Genomic DNA, 21016 nt, shown 5'->3' with positions numbered 1-21016 from the left:
CCTTATTTTTTTAGTAAGGCCTGTGCCTTTTGTGTATTTGCAAAGTGAAGCTTGGCAGTATGCTCCAAGCCAGACATGCCATAGGCTGCTAAAATCTGACTGGCAACTTTATCGGACTTATTTCCGGCGCCACTTGGTAAGATAAAACCTGTTTCTTGGCTCAGTTTATCAAGGTTTTCCAAGAAGAGATTCCGCGCAATGATAGAACTAACGGCAACTGCTAGATATTTCCCTTCGGCCTTTTCTTCGAATGTCAGTGGATTGTCAAAGTGATTGGTTTCAGCCTTAACATATTTTTCATAATTTTTCTGGCTAGTAAAGGCATCAATCACAATTTTGTCAGGTCTTGCAACTTCTTGTAAGAGCAGATAGATGGCCTGATTGTGGAGAGCAACCTTGACTGAGACAGCATTGTGACGCTTTCCCTTGCCGACCACTTGATTGTATTTTTGTGGGGATAATAGCAGAGCTTTATGGGGAATTTTTTCTTCTAAGACCGGTGCTAGTTGTTGAATCTTGATATCATTGAGAGTTTTGGAATCATCCACACCGAGTTTTTTTAGCCAAGCATGTTCATCTGGAGTGACAAAACTAGCAACGACTGCAAGACCACCAAAGTAAGAACCGTTCCCTACCTCATCAGACCCAATTAAGGCAAGATTTTGCCCAGCTGGACTTTTAGCTTTGCTATTTTCCAAAATATCCTGATAGCCAAATTGACTAGCTAAAACTGAGGCACCAGTCCCCTGAAAGACGACCTTGCCAGATGTATAGATGAGGACAGAAGCTTCTCGCGTTTTGGCGGCAAAACTGACATAAGGATTATTACTATTTACTTGAAAGCGGGATAGTTCTTGAGGAATGTCGGTCGTTCGTCCCTGACCGAGTGTCATTACAATTGCAGTCATGTCACTATTTTATCACAAAACTAAAAAATACGGAGGTCTTAACTGTTTTTAGAGATGTTTTTCTTTCATCATTTTACGAAAGCTAAATTTTACGGTATAATGCTAAAAGAGGTAACTAGTATGAAAAATAAGAATCGCTATAAATTTACATTTGGTGAAAAAGTGCTGACGCTGACAACAGATAAAGATAATCTCTTTATGGAAGAGGTTGAACGTGTTGCTCTAGAAAAATATCAGGCAATCAAAGAAAGGCTCCCTCAAGCTGATAATGAAACGATCGCCATCTTGATGACTATCAACTCTCTATCAACTCAGCTGACACGTGAACTTGAAGTTGAAAAAATTGAAAAAGAAGTCCAAGAATTGCGTCAAACAGCTATTAGTGATTTGCAGGAAAAAGCAAGTCGGGCAGACACTGGTGAGGAGTAAGTATGTTATCATTCTTAATCTTGCTGACTTTAGCTTGGAGTTTTTACATTGGCTATAATCGTGGTATCATTTTACAGGTTTTTTATAGTGTTGGGGCAGTGTTTTCATTTATTATTGCTTCAAACTATTATCAGAAAGTGGCAGAAAAAATTTCTCTTTGGATACCCTTCTCAAATCCGGCTGAAGGCGTGACCATGTCTTTTTATACAGCGATTAATGTTTTTAAGCTCAGTTCGGTCTATTATGCTGGTGTGTCTTTTTGTATCTTATTTTTTTTATCGTACCTATTGGTTCGTTTTTTAGGAATTTTTGTTCATTTTGCGCCGCTTGATCGTTTTGAAAGTCGAAAGACCAATCTTGTAAGTGGTCTTTTAGCGATTTTGGTGACATGTCTTTTTCTGGAATTAGGCCTTAGTGTTCTTGCGACGGTTCCAATGTCTTTTGTACAAAATACCTTGGCTTCTAGTGGTGTCATAAAATTTTTGGTTAACCATTTTCCAATTATTTCGGGACTTTTAAGCCAGCTTTGGGTGGCATAATGACTTGTATGAGTCAAAATTTTTGCATTTTATTGATGCATGTGCTATACTACATTCAATCCTAAATTTTTATGAGATTAGTTTTCTACGAACTGATTTCAAAATTTTTCATAATCTCCGAAAATGAGCTTGGGACTTAATTGTTCCAAGCTTGTTTTTTTGTTTTCGGTAGTTGGCGAGTTTAGCGTTTATGATATTTTAGATTGCTTTATAGTCATTTATTACGTTGACAGACAAAGAAATTTCAATTATTTTTTGTCTAACGTTGATCTTTTGAGCCTTATATCAGGCTAAAAGGTTTTTAAGCATTTGAAAATTTGAGTTAGCCAATTTAATTGGATAAAAGTGACATCCCCTCAAAGGTTTTACAGTGTCAACTTTTGCTCTTCAAAGTAAAGAGAGGTTGCTCTCGTGTGACATTTCCGTCATTATTTCTGAAATTTTGGTATAATAGAGCCTATGAATACTAAGATTTTGGAACAGTTAGAATTTGATAAAGTCAAACAGCTTTTTGCAGCCTATCTCCAAACTGAACAAGGGCAGGAGGAACTAAGCAAATTGCTGCCGATGACTGACAGTGAGCGGATTCGTCGAGCTTTTGCAGAAATGGTGGATATGGAACAGCTTTTCATTGAGCACCATTCCTTTGGCATGGGTAATCTGCATGATATTTCGGAGCCCTTGCGCCGCTTAGAATTAGAAACGGATGTCAATATTCCTGAAATGATTGATATTAAGAAAGTCCTGCAAGTCTCTGCGGAAATGCAGCGCTTTTATGCAGACTTGGAAAACGTTCAGCTGACAGCTCTCAAGGATTTATTTGAAAAACTGGAGATTTTTCCAACCTTGCAAGGCAGTTTGCAAGCCATTAATGATGGTGGTTTTATTGAGAATTTTGCCAGTCCAGAGTTGGAGAAAATCCGTCGTCAAATTACTGCCAGTGAAAGCCAGGTTCGTCAGGTCCTGCAAGACGTCCTCAAAAAACAGGGAGACTACCTGTCAGAAAATCTCATTGCCAGTCGTAATGGTAGAAGTGTCCTACCTGTCAAAAATACATACCGTAACCGTGTAGCAGGGGTTGTCCATGACATTTCAGCGTCTGGTAGTACGGTTTATATTGAACCACGTGCAGTTGTTCAGCTCAACGAAGAAATCACGCAGCTTCGTGCAGATGAACGACATGAAATGGCGCGTGTCCTGCGTGAATTGTCAGATATGCTCCGTCCTCATACCAATGTCATTCGCAATAATGCTTGGTTGCTGGGACACCTTGATTTTGTACGGGCTAAGTATCTCTTCATGCAGGATAATCAGGCTACGGTGCCTAGTCTTTCAGCAAACAAAACGGTTCAGTTGCTCAATGTTCGTCACCCGCTGCTGACCAAACCTGTTCCTAATGACCTACACTTCATGAACGATTTGACAGCCATTGTCATTACAGGTCCAAATACAGGTGGTAAGACCATCATGTTGAAAACGCTGGGATTGGCTCAACTCATGGCCCAGTCTGGTATGCCTATTTTGGCAGATAAGGGTAGCAAGGTTGCTGTATTTAATGCTATTTTTGCAGATATTGGTGATGAGCAATCCATTGAGCAGAGTTTATCAACCTTTTCAAGTCACATGACTCACATTGTGGAGATTTTAGAGGTGGCAGACAGCGATAGTCTTGTTCTTTTTGATGAGCTGGGAGCCGGTACGGATCCGCAAGAGGGTGCTAGCTTGGCTATGGCTATCCTAGAACACTTACGACTGACGCAAATCAAGACTATGGCGACGACTCACTATCCGGAACTTAAAGCTTACGGGATTGAGACTGCCTTTGTGGAAAATGCCAGCATGGAGTTTGATACTGAAACTTTGAGCCCTACTTATCATTTTATGCAGGGGGTTCCAGGTCGGTCTAACGCCTTTGAGATTGCTCGCCGTTTGGGATTGGCAGAGGTTATTGTCAATGAAGCAGAGCAAATGACTGATGCGGACAGTGATGTTAATCGTATCATTGAACAGTTAGAGCAGCAGACTTTGGAAACCCGTAAACGACTTGAGCATATCAAGGAAGTAGAGCAGGAAAATCTTAAATTCAACCGTGCAGTCAAAAAACTTTATAATGAATTCTCGCATGAACGTGACAAGGAAATGGAAAAAGCTATTGCTCAGGCCCAAGAAATTGTTGACTTGGCTCTTGCTGAGAGTGATGACATTCTAAAACATCTGCATGATAAAGCTGAACTCAAGCCACATGAAATCATTGAAGCCAAAAGTAAACTCAAAAAACTAGCTCCGCAGGTTGACCTGTCTAAGAATAAGGTACTCAAAAAAGCTAAGAAGCTTCGTGCGCCGCGTGTTGGGGATGACATTATTGTCGCTGCTTATGGTCAACATGGGACCCTCATCAGCCAACTCAAGGATGGTAAGTGGGAAGCGCAGATTGGTTTGATTAAGATGACCCTGAAAGAGGACGAATTTAGTCTGGTCAAGGTACAAGAAGAAACTCAAAAACCTAAGAAGAAGCAAGTTAATGTCATTAAGAAGACCAAGTCAGGTGGTGGACCACGAGCTCGTTTGGACCTCCGTGGTAAACGTTACGAAGAAGCTATGCAAGAGCTAGACGAATTTATTGACCAAGCCCTGCTCAATAATATGGCACAAGTGGACATCATTCACGGTATTGGAACAGGTGTCATTCGCGAAGGTGTCACCAACTATCTTCGCCGAAACAAACACGTCAAATCCTTTGCCTACGCACCGCAAAATGCCGGAGGTAGTGGCTGTACCATTGCTAACCTTGGTTAGGAGAATCTCATGAAAACATACAAACATAGCGTTCAATACTATGAAACGGATCGCATGGGGATTACCCACCACTCCAATTATGTACGCTGGATGGAAGAAGCACGTTCCTTTTTGTTAAGGGATATTGGTTTTCCTTATGACTGTATAGAGGCGAAGGGGATCATTTCCCCCGTTACAGCTGTGGATTGTCGCTATAAGGCAACCTCGACTTTTGCAGATGAGATTACGATTGTCATCGAAGTGGCTAGTGTTAAGGGGGCAAGGCTGGCGCTGGACTACACCATGACAAATCAAGACCAGATTCTTGTCTGCCAAGGCCACTCAGAACACAGTTTTCTCAACCGAGATGGCAACTTTGTCCTCCTAAAACGGGATTTTCCAGACTTTTATCAGGCTTTGAAGGAGTTGGAGAAATAAAATTAAATTTCAAAAAAAACTGATTTCTGTTGAGAATCAGTTTTTTAATTCCTTTATTTCTTGACATTTTATAATTATTGTTTTACAATAATTATAAAGAATTATTATCGTAAAACGATAATATAAAAGGGGTTTTTGATAGAAGTTTTTCCATGTCTAACTTTGTAGATTGGGGTGGAATAATAGTAAAGTTATTTACGAAGAATTAGAATCAACAGTAACGGTTAAAAAAGATATTTTGTAGTTTATGAAGGAGTTATAATAATGACAACAATTCTTTTTAAATTTATTGCATTCTTAGCAAAAGTAGCTCAATACCTTCTCTTGCTTTGCTCTGCGGTGGTTGTTTTGGGAATATTTATGTTTTTTGTTCTACAAGATCAAGTGTTAGAATTAATGGAGTGGGAACAACTTCCCAGCTATCCTGTCACTATTTTAGTAGGCTTTATTGCTGTTGCGGTGCTTATTTGCTACGCCTTCTCGTTCTACTATTTTAGAAAGATTATTCTCCGGCTAGCAGAGAAAAACTATTTTGTTGTGGAAAATGCTGAAAGTAGTGTAAGAATTGCAGTGCTTACCTTGATGACTATCATTTTACAAGTTGGAGCACATCTTCTTTTTGATTTCTTTAATATTGAGAATGCCAGTTCACTATTTGATTTTTCTCATACTAATTATTTTTATGGCATTATTATTGTGGTTGTTGCCTTTGCGGGATTTCTTATTTTTAAAAAAGGCAAAGCCCTAAAAGATGATGCAGATGGGTTTATCTAATGGGATACATCAAAGTTAATTTGGACAAGGTCTTGGCGGAGCGAGGAATGACCTCAAAAGAGTTGGCAGAAATGATTGATATCACACAGGCTAATTTATCTATTCTTAAGACGGGGAAAGCCAAGGGTATCCGTTTTACAACCCTAATTTCCATTTGTGACATATTGAATTGTCAGCCGGCTGATATTTTGGAATATGTGAAAGAGTGACAGTATAAGCTAACAACAAATACATAGAAAAAGTATATTTTCAAATATGAGATTCATTTTTTTGTAGAAAAATGTGAAATAACAGCTTCCAGAGTGAAGAATTGTATTAAGATGTAAATTAGTGGAAATGTTTTGAAAAGTGCATGTAGCTAGAAAAATGATTATATGTATTTTTCATGCTAATACTCAGTTAAAATCAAAAATAGCGGAAGTCCAGTCTCTATGTACAATTGATTTGAGTTGATAAGCAGTTAAGGTTTGAATAACCTCTTCAAGTTTATCAATTACCTCATTTAAAGTCTTAAATACTTTATTCTTGAAACCAAGTTTACTGATACGCCCAAAACCCGCCTCATCTTGATACATAAGGCGGATTTTTTGATATTCTTTTCCATTAATAAAACGCTTACTCACTCTCTCCTTGAATAAAGATTTTATTTTTAGACGCTAAAATGGTTTCGGCGTCTGCTTTTTTCGGATGTTGGGGACGTGGGCTAACTTTACGCCAACCATGACGTTTCAGGAGAGCATAGAAACCTTCTCGGCTTGTCTTGTGCCCAACTCTCTCTTGATAGGCTTTAAAGAGGGAATTAACGGTAATGAATTCTCCATTCAAAGAAGAAGAGACTTGCTCTTTAAGGAAATCTTCTTCCTCCTCATGCGTCATATAGGAGCGGCGGCGACCACCACGATTTTCCTTTAAGAGGGCTTCTAAGCCACCACTTAGATAGCGATTCAATAAGTTTCGGACTGTCTGATGGACAAAACCTACTGATTTAGCTACGGATGTTAAATTATGGCATTCAGAATAAAGAATGAGTGCCTGGATTTTTCTATGATGCGGAGCATTATTTTTATCTTTAAGTGCTTGCTTTAATTCTTCGACTTGAGTTGGGGTAAGTTCTTTTGTCATAACACTATTATAACGCTATTTCTGATTTTTGTTAAGTATAACAATGTGTCAGAATAGTTTTTTTGCAACTTCAAAATATGATCAAATAAATGAAAATCTAAAGAAATGTGTAAGACATGACTTCAAGTAAAGAAGGTCAATAATGTAGTGATACCATGACATTTGGCTATCCGATTGGGCAATTAAGGCTATTGATGTGACCTTACAGTGTACTATAGGGACGCTTAGAAGATAGAAGATTAAAACCCTGAGATTATCAAATGTTACTACCAAGGAAGAATTTGCATTAATTCTAGTCTTTGCGACTCTCAAGGCTGCTCTCAATCAGGTAGAACGTCACCTTTATTTTCAGCAGAAGAAATTGCAAATTCAGATGGGCGAAGAGGAATATCGCTCTAAAAGTATAGTATCTGCTGAGGTGAATCAATAAAACTTTATTAGCGGAATTTATTTTCAAAAAAATTAGTAGGTAAGTATGACAAGTCGGTAGTGCAATTCAATTTTCGCCTAGCATCTTGAAATGGTCGATTAATATCATTATAACTTAAAAGATTTGATTGTAGTGAAGGCTGTACTCTTATGTAGCAGTAGTTAAGTATTTACTTGTTTTTGTTGGGAATTTTGTGATATAGTATGTGTTAGTTTTTGTCTTCCCAAACATTAGGGAAAATCATATTTTGAAAGGAATTGTTATGACATCACTGATTCAGCATAAGCGGGTTGAATTCACTGAGCTTTTCTATGATTTGGTTTTCGTTTATGCTATTTCCAAAACGACAGGTCTCATTCACCATTTGCAAGGAGGAGTGCTAGCACCGCTTGCCTTTGTCACTTTCTTGATCTGTCTACTCGTCTTGGTTAATACTTGGATGTTGCAGACTATGTTTACTAACCGTTACGGGAGAAATTCTCTCTTTAACATGATGGTCATGTTTGCAGATATGGGTCTGCTCATGCTTTTGTCCAATATGTTTACCTTGCATTGGCAGAGTAACTTTTATTTCTTTGCTTGGGTGCTTGGTATCCTGTCTTTTACCCTTTTCCTGCAATATTGGGTGCAGTACAGACAGCCAAGTAGCAATCCAGAAGATAAGGAGATGATCAAAGGCTTCTTTTATATTCTAGGAACACGAACGGGTGGAGTCTTTCTCAGTGCTCTACTGCCTTATGATATAGCTATATGGGTTTACTTTTCGGCTATCTTGATTTCCTTTGTCATGCCTCTCTTTTTCAGTAAGAAGATGAATCAGGTGCCTATCAATTTCCCACACTTAGTGGAGCGAATTTCGCTTCTAGTCATTATCACCTTTGGGGAGATGATTATGGGAGTGGCTAATTTCTTCACGCCAGCAACTTTTAGTATCAATTCAGTTTGCTATCTACTTATAGTTGTCTTCCTTTTTCTCTTTTATTTTGGTGAATTTGACCATGCCCTCGATGAAAGTAAAAAGACTTTGGGCATGCGTCTCATTTACAGTCATTACCTGATTTTCACAGGTATTCTCATGATGACCGTGTCACTGAGTTTTTTGGCAGAGCATGAGGTCAATCACTGGTTTGCTGTCAGTTTCCTCTATACAGGCGTTTTCTTATTCTTAATAGCTGTTCTGTTAAACGGTAGTTACAACAAACCAGCTTACCAATGGACAAGAGACTACCTCGTGAAAACAGCTGTACTCTTTGTGATGGGTCTAATCCTAAGTTTGGCCTTTGCAGCTTCTAGTCATATGGTCGTTTACATCACCACCGCAGTTATCTTTCTCATCTGGCTGACCTTTATTCGTTTCTATCTCAGACAGCACAAAGCCTCTCAAGACCCGCATGAGATTTATTTTATTTGATATTTAACCCTGATTCCATGATACGTGTCAGGGTTTTCACATGTCAAAGTGAGAAATTTGATATAATAGTGGGAAGTAAATTAGAAGTGAGGAAGTAGTATGGCTAAACAAAATATATATGATAATCCAGTATTTTTCGAGGGTTACAAGACAATCAGAGACAAAGAAGTTAATGCTAATACTTGATTGAAATTCTCGCCTTATTATCTATATTGCCAAACATGGTTGGAAAAAGGATTTTAGACTTAGGGTGTGGTTTTGGTGAACACTGTAAACTGTTTGTAGAAATAGGTGCTGAAAAAGTAGTCGGCTTGGATATATCACAAAAAATGATAGAAGAGGCTAAATTAGAAAATCATAGTCCAAAAATTGACGATATCCATCTATCTATGGAGGATTTAGCAACTTTAAATCAAAAATTCGACATAGTAGTGAGTTCATTGGCTTTTCACTATGTTGAAGCCTATCCGAAACTAATTAAAGATATCTATCACTTATTAACAGATGGAGGCTATTTGCTCTTTTCACAAGAACATCCATTAGTGACAAGCCATTCACAGGGAGAAAGATGGATCAAAAATGATAATGGGATGAAACTTTATGCGAATATTTCTAACTATGGAAGAGAGGGGAGCGAGATGTTGTCTGGTTTGTTGAACATGTTCAAAAGTATCATCGTACTTTCTCGACAATTATCAACACTCTTGTTGATGCAGGATTCAAAATTGAAAAAATTATGGAACCTCTACCCGATAACGATATTCTGAAACTACACCCTGAATACGAGGATTTATTTCATCGGCTAGATTTTTTGATTATCAAAGTTAAAAAATAGGTTTGATTGAAGACGAGACAGAAGGGGTCGTATTACCTTGTTACAGCTAGAGAGGGCTACACCTATTTAGATGACCAAATGGGATTTGATGTAATAGGTGTGGATTTAATGAACCTTAGGAGAGAAAAACGAGTACAAACAAAGTATTACTTTCCCTTTCCAATCTTTTGCAATCGTGGTAAACTTAAAGGAAAGAAAACAAAGGAGTATTTCATGGAAAATAGAGTTCAAAAATTAGAGGCTGCATTGGCTAAGACTGATTGTGATGCAGTTTTGGTAACTAATCTGAAAAATATTTATTATTTGACTGGTTTTTCGGGAACAGAAGCGACCGTTTTTATTAGCAAGAACCGACGCTTGTTTTTGACAGATTCGCGTTATACTTTAATTGCTAAGGGCGTTGTTAAAGGTTTTGATATTATTGAAACACGTGATGCCTTGGCTGAGATTGCTAAGTTAACAGCAGATGATCAGCTAGTGAAAATTGGGTTTGATGACCAAGTTTCTTATCACTACTTTAAAACATTAGAGAAAGTTTTTGCAGGACGTTCTTTAGTGCCAATGACTGAATTTATTGAAAAGATTCGTATGATTAAAGATGCTGGTGAAATTGAAACGATTCGTCATGCTTGTTCCATATCTGACCGTGCTTTTCTTGATGTTCTTGACTTTATCAAACCAGGAAAAACATCTGAACTTGATGTTATGAATTTTCTTGATGCTCGCATGCGTCAACTAGGTGCTTCAGGTGCTTCTTTTGATTTTATCATTGCATCTGGTGAACGCTCTGCTATGCCTCATGGCGTGGCAAGTGACAAGATTATCCAATCTGGAGAGACTCTTACGATGGATTTTGGGTGCTACTATAATCATTATGTTAGTGATATGACGCGAACAATTCATATCGGTCAGACGAGTGATGAAGAGCGTGAGATTTATGATGTGGCCTTGCGTGCCAATAAGGCTCTGATTGAAGCAGCAAAAGCAGGAATGAGTCGTATTGACTATGACCGTGTACCACGTCAAGTTATCAATGATGCAGGTTATGGAGCCCACTTTACACATGGAATTGGTCACGGGATTGGGCTTGATATCCATGAAATTCCTTATTTTGGCTATTCTGATGAGCCTATTGAGGCTGGAATGGTATTGACAGACGAACCAGGGATTTATTTGGATGGTAAATACGGCGTTCGCATTGAAGACGACCTCGTTGTGACTGAAACTGGTTGTGAGGTCTTAACATTAGCACCAAAAGAGTTGATTGTTCTATAGTAATATACTAATCTTTTTGCTGACTTGTTTGGTGATTGATAATGCTAGTTCTATTGGGGTTGTAATAGCAGGCATGATTTTCCTTCTTGCGAGTCTTTTAGGAACAACTGCGACTTGGCGAAAATTGAAAATGAAATGATAAAAAAGAGGAAAGAAGATGACTGATAGACTTTCTTGGCAAGATTATTTTATGGCAAATGCTGAGCTAATTTCCAAACGTTCGACTTGTGACCGTGCTTTTGTTGGTGCTGTTTTAGTCAAAGATAATCGTATTATTGCCACAGGTTATAATGGCGGTGTTGCTGCTACAGATAATTGTAATGAAGTTGGACATCAAATGGAAGATGGACATTGTATTCGTACTGTTCATGCTGAGATGAATGCTTTGATTCAATGTGCCAAAGAAGGCATTTCAACAAATGGAACGGAAATCTACGTTACGCATTTTCCTTGTATCAATTGCACCAAGGCACTTTTGCAAGCAGGAGTTAAAAAAATTACTTATAAACATGCCTATCGTATTCACCCTTTTGCCATTGAACTGATGGAACAAAAAGGCGTTGAATATGTACAACACGATGTACCGGAAGTGCGTCTGGGTATGGATGATAATCAATAGGTTTTGATTATGGACAATCTGTGATTAGCCCAATTGCTAATATTAAAGATATCCTAGAGGAAGGGACTAAATGGTTACCGCAATTGGCTATTTTAGGTGGAATTGGAGCAACAACTTTTGCAGTTGGCGGTCTGGCTTTTTCTAAAAAAGACTTACCTCTATAAAATTGACTCACTGTATAGGCAGTGAGTTTTTTTGCGCTTTAGGGTTAAGAACCTGTATTCACAGTTTTGCACTTCCATCTAATACTCAATGAAAATCAAAAGTAGCCTAGGAAACGAAGCCGACGATAGAACTTGAGTTCATCAAGGCAAGTTGACAACGGATAATTTTGATTTTCGAAGAGTATAAGGTTAGTTTTTTTCAAAATACAGGTAGCATTCCCTTGTGAATACAGGTTTTAAAATGATTTCATCAGGGGATAACATAAGTAGCTTGTAAAAGCTCTGCCATTTTTCAAAAGCCTCATAAAACATTTGAGACTCGATGGATTTTATGATAAAATGAAGTGATAAATATTTTATAAGAGGTAATTAACGAATGATTGAAGCAAGTAAGCTTAAAGCAGGTATGACTTTTGAAACAGCAGATGGAAAATTGATCCGTGTTCTTGAAGCTAGTCACCATAAACCAGGTAAAGGTAATACAATCATGCGCATGAAATTGCGTGATGTTCGTACTGGCTCAACTTTTGATACAAGCTATCGTCCAGAAGAAAAGTTTGAACAAGCTATCATTGAGACAGTTCCAGCTCAATACCTTTACAAAATGGATGATACAGCATATTTCATGAATACTGAAACTTACGATCAGTATGAAATTCCAGTTGTTAATGTTGAAAATGAATTGCTTTATATTCTTGAAAATTCTGACGTAAAAATTCAATTTTACGGAACTGAAGTTATTGGTGTTCAAGTTCCTACAACTGTTGAGTTAACTGTTACTGAAACACAACCATCAATCAAAGGTGCTACTGTTACAGGTTCAGGTAAACCAGCTACTCTTGAAACAGGACTTGTGGTTAACGTCCCAGATTTCATTGAAGCGGGTCAAAAATTGATTATCAATACTGCTGAAGGTACTTACGTTTCACGTGCTTAAAATCAGCGATTTCTAAAATAGAGAGGGAAGAGCTATGACAAACGAAAATATTGGTGAAATCGTCATCTCACCACGCGTTTTGGAAGTAATTACAGGCATTGCAACTGCCAAAGTTGATGGGGTTCATTCTCTTCATAATAAAACGGTTGCGGACGGTTTGAGCAAAACTACACTTGGTAAAGGTGTTTACTTGCGCACAGATGAAGATGGTACTGTTAATGCTGACATCTATGTCTATCTACAATATGGTGTAAATGTTCCAGCAGTTTCTATTGCTATCCAACAAGCCGTTAAAGCAGCTGTTTTTGACATGGCAGAAGTAACCATTACTGCGGTTAATGTCCACGTTGTGGGCATTGTTCCAGAAAAGACACCGAAACCAGATTTGAAAGCCTTATTTGATGAGGATTTTCTGGATGACTAAGGTATTTATTAATTCAAGAAGAGATTTACGTGAACGTGCTTTTCAAGCCCTTTTTAGCCTTGAATTTGGTGGTGAAGCTTTAACAGCCACCCAATTTGCCTATGAGTATGACAAAAATTTACCTGAAGATCAGGTTTTAGACATTCCATTATTTTTACTTAATCTGGTAAACGGTGTATGTTCTCATAAAACAGAGTTAGATAGCGTTATTGAAAGTAAATTAAAAGCTGGATGGTCACTATCACGTCTGACCCTGACAGATAAGAATTTATTGCGCCTAGGACTATATGAAATTAACTATTTCGATGAAACGCCAGGTCGTGTCGCTGTGAATGAAATTATTGAAATAGCAAAAAAATATTCAGATGACACATCGGCAAAGTTTGTGAATGGTTTGCTAAGCCAATTCGTTCAAAATTAACGAAGTAATGTCAATGATAGCAATTAAAAATACCCCAGAAGTGTTGGTCGCTTCTGGGGTTTATTTTGTCTCACGAAAACCACTAGCTGTGCTAGTGGTTCCGAAAAGCTTTTAGCGATGTATCAAAAAGTCCCCCTAAAGTGTTATATTAGATAAGGTTTCCCGACCACTAACTAATATACAAAAGGAGGACCCCTGATGAGACAGGATAATAATAGTTTAGCACATACTACATGGAATTGTAAGTATCATATTGTTTTCGCCCCAAAATATAGACGTCAGATAATCTATGGGAAATACAAAGCAAGTATTGGTCAAATCTTACGGTTATTATGTGAAAGAAAAGGCGTTGAAATTCATGAAGCAGAAGCATGCCCAGACCACATTCACATGTTGGTGAGTATACCACCGAAGCTAAGTATTTCCTCATTTATGGGATATTTAAAGGGTAAAAGTAGCTTAATGATATTCGACCGACACGCTAATTTAAAGTATAAATATGGGAATCGCAAATTTTGGTGTCGAGGGTTTTATGTTGATACGGTTGGGCGAAATCAGAAGCGAATTGAAGAATATATTCGTAATCAATTACAAGAAGACGTGATAGCAGATCAGCTCAGTCTTTTCGAGGAATATGATCCGTTTACAGGTGAGAAGAATAAAAGAAAGTAGTCTTAAAGAGACCCGCTAGTCGGGTCAGCTAGCAAAGGTGGTGCTGAAGGGAAACCATTCGGTAGGCCTTTAGGCCTCGGCCGGTAGCAGAGGCTTTCAGCCGAAGAGCAAACCACCCGTTCTCACGGGTGGTTTTGATTCGGTTCAATAATGCTAAAGCGTAATTTCCCGACTATAGAGATTATTGAGTCCTTTTATTTTCGCTTTTTTAAACCATCCTTTGGTGTGGTAAATGGAATACTTTCAGAAACTTGGACATTTGCTACACCCAATTCAGCCAAGGTTTCAAGAAAGGTTTTGACGTAGGTATCTTCTGGAAAGTTTTGTTCGACATTGATAGTGAATTTATCGCTAGCGCAGATCATATTGATAGAAAGGCCGATTGTTCCTGCGCTATAAAGGTGAATACTATCAATATATTGCTCGTTTTCGTTGAGAATAAATTGACCAATATAGCTGATGGTATAGGTGTTGAGGTGAATGTTCTCCATGAAAGCTAATAGCTTTTGTTTCTCTTCAAATGATGGTGCTTCATCTAGTTTATTAAAGAGCATTACCATATTGTTGGCTTCTCTTTTACAGAAATCAATATCTTTTTGTTGATTGAGATAGGTACGATAATTAGTTGCAATTTCCTTAAACGTTTTGCTTGTATCGTCTTTAGTGTATGGTAGAGTCATTGATTTGACAGTATTTTTAAAGGTGTTTTCATAACCAAGTGCTGCACGCATATCGGTGGCAATGTTAGCATTGATTGGTTTATCAAAATCAGGGAAAAGTTTGGCAATGGTTTGACTGATCGCATAGCTTAGTAAAATGACAGGTGTTGCGTTGTTAACTTTTGCAACTGCCATGTAGTCGCTTTGTGGAATGGTAATCTCAAAACGATAGTCGTTGATGTCATCATTTGGCTTGCTTTCAGGAATTTCATAGGCATCACGAGAGAAAGTTGGAAAGTCTTTGCTGTCATCATAATCGTAAAACTCCCAGAAAGCATCAGCGGTTTCATTTGGTAAAAGTGGCATATCTTTGAGATGAATGCCTTTGGTTGACGCATTGGAATGATAAGAACGTTGGCAATAGTAGTAAATGACTGTTTCAATGAACGGCTTGACACCGCGACCGTCGCAAAGGGCATGGTGAAAAGCAAAATAAGCAGAGTTTTTATGATAAGTTACTTCTACCAAGTGTTCATTAGTGTGCAGACTGCCAAGCTTTCCAAGGCTTTTTGTGGGATGTGCAACCATGGCGACAGGATTTTGTACGATGTAAAAGTCACCGTCTAATTCAATCAAACGTGTATTAATGTATGGAAAACGCATTAAGGCATAACGAATGACTTCGGTCAAATCGCTACCAGAGACATGTTCTTTAAAACGAACCTCAAAAACTTCGCTATCCATGCCTTGGCTCATATAAAGATAAGATTGTCCTGAACGTACCTTATCCAAGCTATCATCAGCAGTTGAGCCTGATTGGTTGATAAGATGTTCTTTACGCATACGATCTAATTTATTGGCTGTTTGTTTTAATTGTTCAAGCATGTGTATACCTCCTATTTATTCTTATTATAAAACATTATGATAAGAATAAAACGACAAGTTTTGCTAGAACTGTTGGTTTTTAAAAATATCATTTAACAAACTAACGAGCATGGCTCCTTTTTGTTCTTCTTGGTAATGCTCATTATAGGAAATAATACATTTATAATTTCTCTTTTACTTCCAACTTTAGTAAAATATTAGATAAATTTTTCAGTTTTAATCTGGTATGGTCAGCGCTTATACGAGATATTGTGCAGTGTTTGCTCTTACCTCAAGTTAAATTTCAGATGGTCATGATAGAAAAATGTAATGACGTATTATGAGGTGATTTCTTTTTATTTCAACATTTGCGGGCGGCTTCTAACAAGTTTTTTCTTTGGTGCTTCTATTCGTAGATTTCTACTATAGTACTACAAAAAACTCCATCGTTTCTGAGGAAGGTTAGGCAACACAGAAAAAATGGAGCTTATGTTTTATAAAGATGATACAAAGACTTAGCAAATTCAAAATTTAAAGAAGATGCGAAAAATTAGCATGCCAAACCTATCTAGGAAATCTTTCATTCACTCTAAGGTTGGTGCAAAATCAAGGGTTACTAAAATCTGACTTTTATCTATAATTGAACAGGTTCATCAGCTAAATGCTACCGCCTGGGAGTAGAGTGATAGGCAAGACATAGTCTTTACTTGTTTTTTCACCATTGATTTTTTTGATAAGAACCTCAACAGTTAGTCGCGCAATCTCCTGTACAGGTTGTTGGATGGTTGTGAGTTGTGGGAAATAGTTTTCAATAAATTTAGTGCCGTCATACCCAATAATTTTTAAATCATCAGGAATTGACATGTCCAATTGTTTGGCGACCTTCATTGTGAGAATGGCCGTCAGATCATCCGATGTGAAGATGCCATCAGGCTGACGTGTTGCTAAGATAGAACGAATCTCCATTTCACGTCGAATCGTCGAAAGGTTATTTGGAAGTTTGATAATCTCAGATTGTTTATTCAGTTGGTAAGAAAATCCGAGTTGACGTAATCCTGTTGGTGAATCTGTGTTGTCATTACCAGTAATCATGATAATTTTTTTACAACCATTTTTTTGTAGTGTTTTAGCTGCTAATTTTCCACCTTCAAAGTTATCTGAGGAAATTATCGGAATATTAGGGGCAAGATTACGGTCAAAAGCAATAATTGGAGCCTCGACACGTTCGTAATCATCAATACCTAAGTTATGGCTAGAGGAGATGATACCATCAACTTGATTAGCTTCTAGCATTTCAAGGTATTCTTTTTCTTTTATAGGATTATTTTCACTATTGCAGATAATGGATTTATAGCCATTAGCAAAGAGTTCTATCTCAAGGTGCTCAATTAATTCAGAATAGAAGACATTACTGATATTAGGAAAGATAAGGCCAATAAGCTGCGCAGATTTTCCTTGTAGGCTTCTAGCAAGATTGTTGGGCTTGTAGCCAAGGGTTTTCATGGCTTCTCTTACTTTATGGATTGTCTTTTCAGACAAGTATCCTTTGTTATTGATGACGCGTGAAACAGTTGTTGGGCTAACTCCAGCAAGTTTTGCAACGTCTGTTAATTTGGCGACCATTAGTACTTCAGTTCAAAGTATTTACCGGTTGGCTGACCAGAGATTATTTGGATACCATTTTGTTCGTTTTCAGGGAAAACACGACTTGTAAATACTTTTTCTCCTTTGTTAATAAAAATTTCAACGATTGATTTGTCAACAAAAATGTTAGCTGTTGTCTCTTTCTTATCAATGTCACACTGACGAGTTGTACCAAAATCTGTTGCATATTGAATGCCCGCTTGGCTTCTATCAAGGATAATCTGACCGTTTTCAGTGTCGATTGTTAGACGAAGTCCATTTCCTTCTCCGTCAGAAAAGAGAAGGAGTTCAGATTTTTCACTAGCTGGGAAAGTCAATTCAAGTTCGTAGGTGTTGTTGGTCTTTACTTTATTTGAAAATGTTTCTGATGTTGTACGTAAAGTTTTAATCGCATCAACGGGGTATTGATGCAGTCTACCATTCTTTAGAGATAATTCTTTCACCAAACTCATAGCACCTTGATAATCATATTGATCGGTTGGATAATCAACATCAGGTAGTCCTATCCAGCTGACAATTAAAGCCCGTCCATCAGGGGCATTGAAACCTTGTGTGGCATAGGCTTCAAAACCGTAATCAAGATTTTGAATTTGAGAAGCTCCAATAAGTTTGGCGTGAGTGCTGTCAAACGATTGACAGATTTTGTAGGTGTTCGGATAAATATTTTGATAATCTAATTCTGATTTATCAAGACCTTGTGGACTGTAGAGTAGAACGGGTTTATCATCAACAAAAACAAGATTTGGACATTCAATCATATACTCTGAACCTGTGCCACCAAAATCCAGATTTCCGATGAATTTCCAATTTTTAACATCATTATTTTCCGCTTTATACAGCTTGATAAATCCCTTTTTGTCAAGACTTTGGGCGCCAATAATGGCATAAAATTGTCCCTTGTAATCAAAAATCTGAGGATCACGGAAATGTTCTGTAACGTCACTGGGTTGTTGAATCAGAACGTCATCGAATTTTTTAATTTTTCCATCTGCATCCATCCAAGCGCCTACTTGAAGAGGATCACGAACCCAATTTTCGTCTCGAACATTGCCTGTATAAAAGAGGAAAAGGCGACCATCAATTTCAAAAGCTGAACCAGAATAAGCCCCATGACTATCGTGAGGATTATCAGGAAGTAAAATAGCACCAGTTTCCTTAAAATGAACAAGATCAGTACTTTCAGTGTGAACCCAAGATTTTAACCCATGGGCTGCACCAAAAGGCCAGTTTTGAAAGAATAAAGTAAATTTCCCGTTAAAAAAGGAAAAGCCATTTGGGTCATTTAAAAGCCCAGTTTTTGGCTCAATGTGATAGGTCGCATGCCAAGGAGAGCGCGCAACATTTTCATTTATTTGTTTGATTTCATCCTCGCTCCAATCTGCGTAGGGGCGGTAACGGACTTCCGTTGGTAGATTCATAAGGATCTCCTTTTCTGTGTAAAACTCTTTATCTATATAGTAAACGTTTTCTACTTAAAAATCAATAATTTAACGCAAAAATCAAAAAAATATGCAAAACGCTTGACATATTTTTAAAAGATGTTAGAATAGATAGTGTAATGAAGTGAAACGCTTTCAAAAAGCGATCACTGAAAAGAAAAATGTAAAAAGGAGTTACTGTGATGGATTATGCTAAGGTAGCTTCCGACGTTGTTAAAGCAGTCGGAAAAGAAAATCTTGTTGCAGCTGCACATTGTGCGACACGGCTTCGTCTGGTATTGAAGGACGATACAAAAGTTAACCAAAAAGCATTGGATGATAACCCCGATGTTAAAGGTACATTCAAAATTGATGGACAATATCAAGTTATTATTGGTGCCGGAGATGTAAACTTTGTGTATGATGAACTTATTAAAGAAACAGGTCTGTCAGAGGTTTCAACTGATGATTTGAAACAAATTGTCAGCAACGGTAAGAAGTTCAATCCAATTATGGCATTGATAAAATTACTATCAGATATTTTTGTGCCAATCATTCCTGCTCTGGTTGCAGGTGGTTTGTTGATGGCTTTAAGGAACTTTTTGACTTCAGCTGGTTTATTCGGACCTAAGTCAATTGAAGAGATGTACCCTGCAATTAAGGGAATTTCTGCAATGATTCAATTGATGTCAGCTGCGCCATTTATGTTCTTACCAGTTTTAGTCGGTATATCGGCGGCAAAAAGATTTGGAGCAAACCAATTTCTAGGTGCTGCGATTGGTATGATTATGACCACTCCAGACCTCGGTGGAGCAAGTGAGTATTGGAATGTCTTTGGTTATCATGTGGCACAAACGAATTACGCCTATCAAGTTATTCCAGTATTAGCAGCTGTATGGTTATTATCAGTGTTGGAAAAGTTCTTTCACAAGAGACTTCCATCGTCTGTTGACTTTACCTTTACACCATTACTTTCGGTGATGATTACTGGTTTCTTAACCTTTACTGTTATTGGTCCAGTAATGTTACTTGTATCTAATGGTATTACTGATGCTATTGTTTGGTTGTATAATACAACTGGATTTATTGGAATGGGTATCTTTGGTGGCACATACTCTCTCATTGTTATGACTGGTCTTCATCAATCATTTCCAGCAATTGAGACACAATTGCTTTCAGCATGGCAAAAGGGTGTCGGATATGGAGATTTCATTTTCGTAGTTGCTTCCATGGCAAACGTTGCACAAGGTGCTGCGACATTTGCTATTTGGTTCTTGACTAAGAACTCTAAAACTAAAGGTTTGGCCTCATCTGCAGGTGTATCGGCACTTCTTGGTATCACTGAGCCTGCTCTATTTGGGGTTAACTTGAAATATCGCTTCCCGTTCTTCTGTGCTTTGATTGGTTCTGCTATTGCAGCGGCAGTGGCAGGATTGCTTAAAGTTGTTGCGGTTTCACTTGGTTCAGCTGGATTCCTTGGCTTCTTGTCAATTAATGCAACCTCTATTCCGTTCTATGTAGTATGTGAACTTATTAGCTTTGCTGCGGCATTTGCAATTACTTACTTCTATGGAAAGACAAAAGCAGCGAGTGTTTTTGAAGCCGAAGCAGCGGTTGCAAGCGTTTCGGTAAATGAAACAGTTGAAGCAAAAACTGTTTCTGATACAGTTGACAATGCTGTTAAGGTAACATCCGAAACAATCTTTGCTCCACTTGCTGGTGAAACAGTTGCTCTTACTTCTGTAAATGATCCAGTTTTTGCTTCAGAAGCAATGGGTAAAGGTGTTGCTGTTAAACCAAGTGGAAACACAGTAGTCTCACCAGTTGATGGTACTGTACAAATTGCTTTTGCAACAGGTCACGCTTATGGTATCAAATCAGATAACGGTGCCGAAATTCTCATCCACATTGGTATTGATACAGTTTCTATGGATGGAAAAGGTTTTAATCAAAAAGTGAAAGCTGATCAAAAGGTTAAAAAAGGTGATGTCCTTGGAACATTTGATAGTGCAGCAATTGCGGCAGCAGGTCTTGATGATACAACAATGGTTATCGTGACAAATACAGCTGATTATGCAGATGTTGCTTCAATTGCTTCAGGAAAAGTTGCAACAGGTGATGCTTTATTAGAGGTTAAATAGCCTCCAACAGAGGAGTAGGAAACTATTCCTCTTTTTGCTGATATTAGAGGGTGATTTTCTAAAAATGTGTTCAAACAGAAAGTTGCAACATTCTAAGAAAAAACATATAATAAGTAT

20 protein-coding genes and 1 pseudogene are annotated in these 21016 nt (G+C 37.9%); 16 read left to right on the top strand and 5 right to left on the bottom strand.

Translation table 11 applies throughout. The features are described from left to right. Window positions 1–2: 2 nt before the first annotated feature. Window positions 3–908 carry a ribonuclease HIII gene (rnhC, locus tag ABZ559_RS09020; protein ID WP_277290950.1) on the bottom strand — a complete coding sequence of 302 codons (906 nt, stop codon included), beginning with the start codon at window positions 906–908 and terminating at the stop codon, window positions 3–5. 120 nt (window positions 909–1028) lie between these two features. Here rnhC and ABZ559_RS09015 point away from each other — a divergent pair, with 120 nt between their 5' ends. From ABZ559_RS09015 to ABZ559_RS08990, 6 genes are all read left to right on the top strand, one after another. Then, on the top strand, window positions 1029–1337 hold the full coding sequence (locus ABZ559_RS09015) for a hypothetical protein (protein WP_018375981.1): 309 nt from the start codon (window positions 1029–1031) through the stop codon (window positions 1335–1337). A gap of 2 nt (window positions 1338–1339) precedes the next feature. Continuing rightward, complete coding sequence (locus ABZ559_RS09010; protein ID WP_367006069.1) at window positions 1340–1876, top strand: CvpA family protein; 537 nt, start codon at window positions 1340–1342, stop codon at window positions 1874–1876. Between the two features lie 459 nt (window positions 1877–2335). Then, entirely contained in the window at window positions 2336–4672 is a 2337-nt protein-coding gene (locus ABZ559_RS09005) for an endonuclease MutS2 (RefSeq protein WP_367006067.1), read from the top strand. 9 nt (window positions 4673–4681) lie between these two features. Further along, window positions 4682–5089 carry an acyl-CoA thioesterase gene (locus tag ABZ559_RS09000; protein WP_367006066.1) on the top strand — a complete coding sequence of 136 codons (408 nt, stop codon included), beginning with the start codon at window positions 4682–4684 and terminating at the stop codon, window positions 5087–5089. Between the two features lie 264 nt (window positions 5090–5353). Continuing rightward, window positions 5354–5863: a hypothetical protein gene (locus ABZ559_RS08995; RefSeq protein WP_367006064.1), complete on the top strand. Its 510-nt coding sequence runs from the start codon at window positions 5354–5356 to the stop codon at window positions 5861–5863. Beyond that, a complete protein-coding gene (locus ABZ559_RS08990) occupies window positions 5863–6072 on the top strand; it encodes a helix-turn-helix transcriptional regulator (protein ID WP_273404790.1) in 210 nt (69 codons plus the stop codon). Before ABZ559_RS08995 ends, ABZ559_RS08990 begins: the two co-directional genes overlap by 1 nt. 186 nt (window positions 6073–6258) lie before the next feature. On the opposite strand, the pseudogene ABZ559_RS08985 reads toward ABZ559_RS08990, so the two are convergent. Beyond that, window positions 6259–6985, bottom strand: a pseudogene (locus tag ABZ559_RS08985) (helix-turn-helix domain-containing protein). Window positions 6986–7677: 692 nt separating this feature from the next. Between ABZ559_RS08985 and ABZ559_RS08980 the strand changes: the two are divergent. The 9 genes from ABZ559_RS08980 to tnpA all read left to right on the top strand — a co-directional run bounded on the left by ABZ559_RS08980 (window position 7678) and on the right by tnpA (window position 14173). Then, window positions 7678–8826: a low temperature requirement protein A gene (locus tag ABZ559_RS08980; RefSeq protein ID WP_367006062.1), complete on the top strand. Its 1149-nt coding sequence runs from the start codon at window positions 7678–7680 to the stop codon at window positions 8824–8826. A gap of 182 nt (window positions 8827–9008) precedes the next feature. Next, window positions 9009–9593 (top strand): methyltransferase domain-containing protein, encoded by a 585-nt coding sequence (locus ABZ559_RS08975; RefSeq protein ID WP_367006061.1) that lies wholly within the window; start codon window positions 9009–9011, stop codon window positions 9591–9593. Between the two features lie 281 nt (window positions 9594–9874). Beyond that, window positions 9875–10936, top strand: a complete 1062-nt coding sequence (locus tag ABZ559_RS08970; RefSeq protein ID WP_367006059.1) for a Xaa-Pro peptidase family protein — start codon at window positions 9875–9877, stop codon at window positions 10934–10936. Between the two features lie 157 nt (window positions 10937–11093). Beyond that, window positions 11094–11555, top strand: a complete 462-nt coding sequence (locus ABZ559_RS08965) for a deaminase (protein WP_367006058.1) — start codon at window positions 11094–11096, stop codon at window positions 11553–11555. 20 nt (window positions 11556–11575) lie between these two features. After that, window positions 11576–11719, top strand: coding sequence for a hypothetical protein (locus ABZ559_RS08960; RefSeq protein WP_367006056.1), 144 nt, complete (start codon window positions 11576–11578; stop codon window positions 11717–11719). Between the two features lie 376 nt (window positions 11720–12095). Then, on the top strand, window positions 12096–12656 hold the full coding sequence (gene efp, locus ABZ559_RS08955; protein ID WP_018375969.1) for an elongation factor P: 561 nt from the start codon (window positions 12096–12098) through the stop codon (window positions 12654–12656). A gap of 34 nt (window positions 12657–12690) precedes the next feature. Next, entirely contained in the window at window positions 12691–13080 is a 390-nt protein-coding gene (locus ABZ559_RS08950; RefSeq protein WP_018375968.1) for an Asp23/Gls24 family envelope stress response protein, read from the top strand. Then, window positions 13073–13501: a transcription antitermination factor NusB gene (gene nusB, locus ABZ559_RS08945; RefSeq protein ID WP_273414414.1), complete on the top strand. Its 429-nt coding sequence runs from the start codon at window positions 13073–13075 to the stop codon at window positions 13499–13501. The genes ABZ559_RS08950 and nusB overlap by 8 nt, the downstream gene beginning before the upstream one ends. 198 nt (window positions 13502–13699) lie before the next feature. Next, complete coding sequence (gene tnpA, locus ABZ559_RS08940) at window positions 13700–14173, top strand: IS200/IS605 family transposase (protein WP_002891962.1); 474 nt, start codon at window positions 13700–13702, stop codon at window positions 14171–14173. A gap of 194 nt (window positions 14174–14367) precedes the next feature. Here the strand turns inward: tnpA and ABZ559_RS08935 are convergent, their stop codons facing one another. The 3 genes from ABZ559_RS08935 to ABZ559_RS08925 form a co-directional block, all read right to left on the bottom strand. Beyond that, the gene (locus ABZ559_RS08935; RefSeq protein ID WP_367006055.1) at window positions 14368–15717 is read right to left on the bottom strand and encodes a hypothetical protein; all 1350 of its coding nucleotides are present in this window, start codon (window positions 15715–15717) and stop codon (window positions 14368–14370) included. Between the two features lie 636 nt (window positions 15718–16353). Then, window positions 16354–17319 (bottom strand): LacI family DNA-binding transcriptional regulator, encoded by a 966-nt coding sequence (locus ABZ559_RS08930; protein WP_273414415.1) that lies wholly within the window; start codon window positions 17317–17319, stop codon window positions 16354–16356. After that, entirely contained in the window at window positions 17319–18758 is a 1440-nt protein-coding gene (locus tag ABZ559_RS08925) for a sucrose-6-phosphate hydrolase (RefSeq protein WP_367006053.1), read from the bottom strand. Before ABZ559_RS08925 ends, ABZ559_RS08930 begins: the two co-directional genes overlap by 1 nt. Before the next feature lie 203 nt (window positions 18759–18961). On the opposite strand from ABZ559_RS08925, the gene ABZ559_RS08920 reads away from it, so the two are divergent. Beyond that, entirely contained in the window at window positions 18962–20899 is a 1938-nt protein-coding gene (locus tag ABZ559_RS08920) for a sucrose-specific PTS transporter subunit IIBC (RefSeq protein ID WP_273414417.1), read from the top strand. Window positions 20900–21016: the final 117 nt, after the last annotated feature.

Source organism: Streptococcus sp. ZY19097, assembly GCF_040731245.1.
GTDB classification, from domain to species: Bacteria; Bacillota; Bacilli; order Lactobacillales; family Streptococcaceae; genus Streptococcus; species Streptococcus orisratti.
The sequence above is the reverse complement of the archived record's forward strand: the minus strand, read 5'-3'. Positions and strand labels throughout refer to the sequence as shown.

Coding starts and splice junctions, on each gene's coding strand:
- rnhC (WP_277290950.1), bottom strand. CDS start 908: ATGACTGCAATTGTAATGACACTCGGTCAGGGACGAACGACCGACATT.
- ABZ559_RS08920 (WP_273414417.1), top strand. CDS start 18,962: ATGGATTATGCTAAGGTAGCTTCCGACGTTGTTAAAGCAGTCGGAAAA.
- nusB (WP_273414414.1), top strand. CDS start 13,073: ATGACTAAGGTATTTATTAATTCAAGAAGAGATTTACGTGAACGTGCT.
- efp (WP_018375969.1), top strand. CDS start 12,096: ATGATTGAAGCAAGTAAGCTTAAAGCAGGTATGACTTTTGAAACAGCA.
- ABZ559_RS09010 (WP_367006069.1), top strand. CDS start 1,340: ATGTTATCATTCTTAATCTTGCTGACTTTAGCTTGGAGTTTTTACATT.
- ABZ559_RS08935 (WP_367006055.1), bottom strand. CDS start 15,717: ATGCTTGAACAATTAAAACAAACAGCCAATAAATTAGATCGTATGCGT.
- ABZ559_RS08965 (WP_367006058.1), top strand. CDS start 11,094: ATGACTGATAGACTTTCTTGGCAAGATTATTTTATGGCAAATGCTGAG.
- ABZ559_RS09000 (WP_367006066.1), top strand. CDS start 4,682: ATGAAAACATACAAACATAGCGTTCAATACTATGAAACGGATCGCATG.
- tnpA (WP_002891962.1), top strand. CDS start 13,700: ATGAGACAGGATAATAATAGTTTAGCACATACTACATGGAATTGTAAG.
- ABZ559_RS08925 (WP_367006053.1), bottom strand. CDS start 18,758: ATGAATCTACCAACGGAAGTCCGTTACCGCCCCTACGCAGATTGGAGC.
- ABZ559_RS08950 (WP_018375968.1), top strand. CDS start 12,691: ATGACAAACGAAAATATTGGTGAAATCGTCATCTCACCACGCGTTTTG.
- ABZ559_RS09015 (WP_018375981.1), top strand. CDS start 1,029: ATGAAAAATAAGAATCGCTATAAATTTACATTTGGTGAAAAAGTGCTG.
- ABZ559_RS08930 (WP_273414415.1), bottom strand. CDS start 17,319: ATGGTCGCCAAATTAACAGACGTTGCAAAACTTGCTGGAGTTAGCCCA.
- ABZ559_RS08995 (WP_367006064.1), top strand. CDS start 5,354: ATGACAACAATTCTTTTTAAATTTATTGCATTCTTAGCAAAAGTAGCT.
- ABZ559_RS08970 (WP_367006059.1), top strand. CDS start 9,875: ATGGAAAATAGAGTTCAAAAATTAGAGGCTGCATTGGCTAAGACTGAT.
- ABZ559_RS08990 (WP_273404790.1), top strand. CDS start 5,863: ATGGGATACATCAAAGTTAATTTGGACAAGGTCTTGGCGGAGCGAGGA.
- ABZ559_RS08980 (WP_367006062.1), top strand. CDS start 7,678: ATGACATCACTGATTCAGCATAAGCGGGTTGAATTCACTGAGCTTTTC.
- ABZ559_RS09005 (WP_367006067.1), top strand. CDS start 2,336: ATGAATACTAAGATTTTGGAACAGTTAGAATTTGATAAAGTCAAACAG.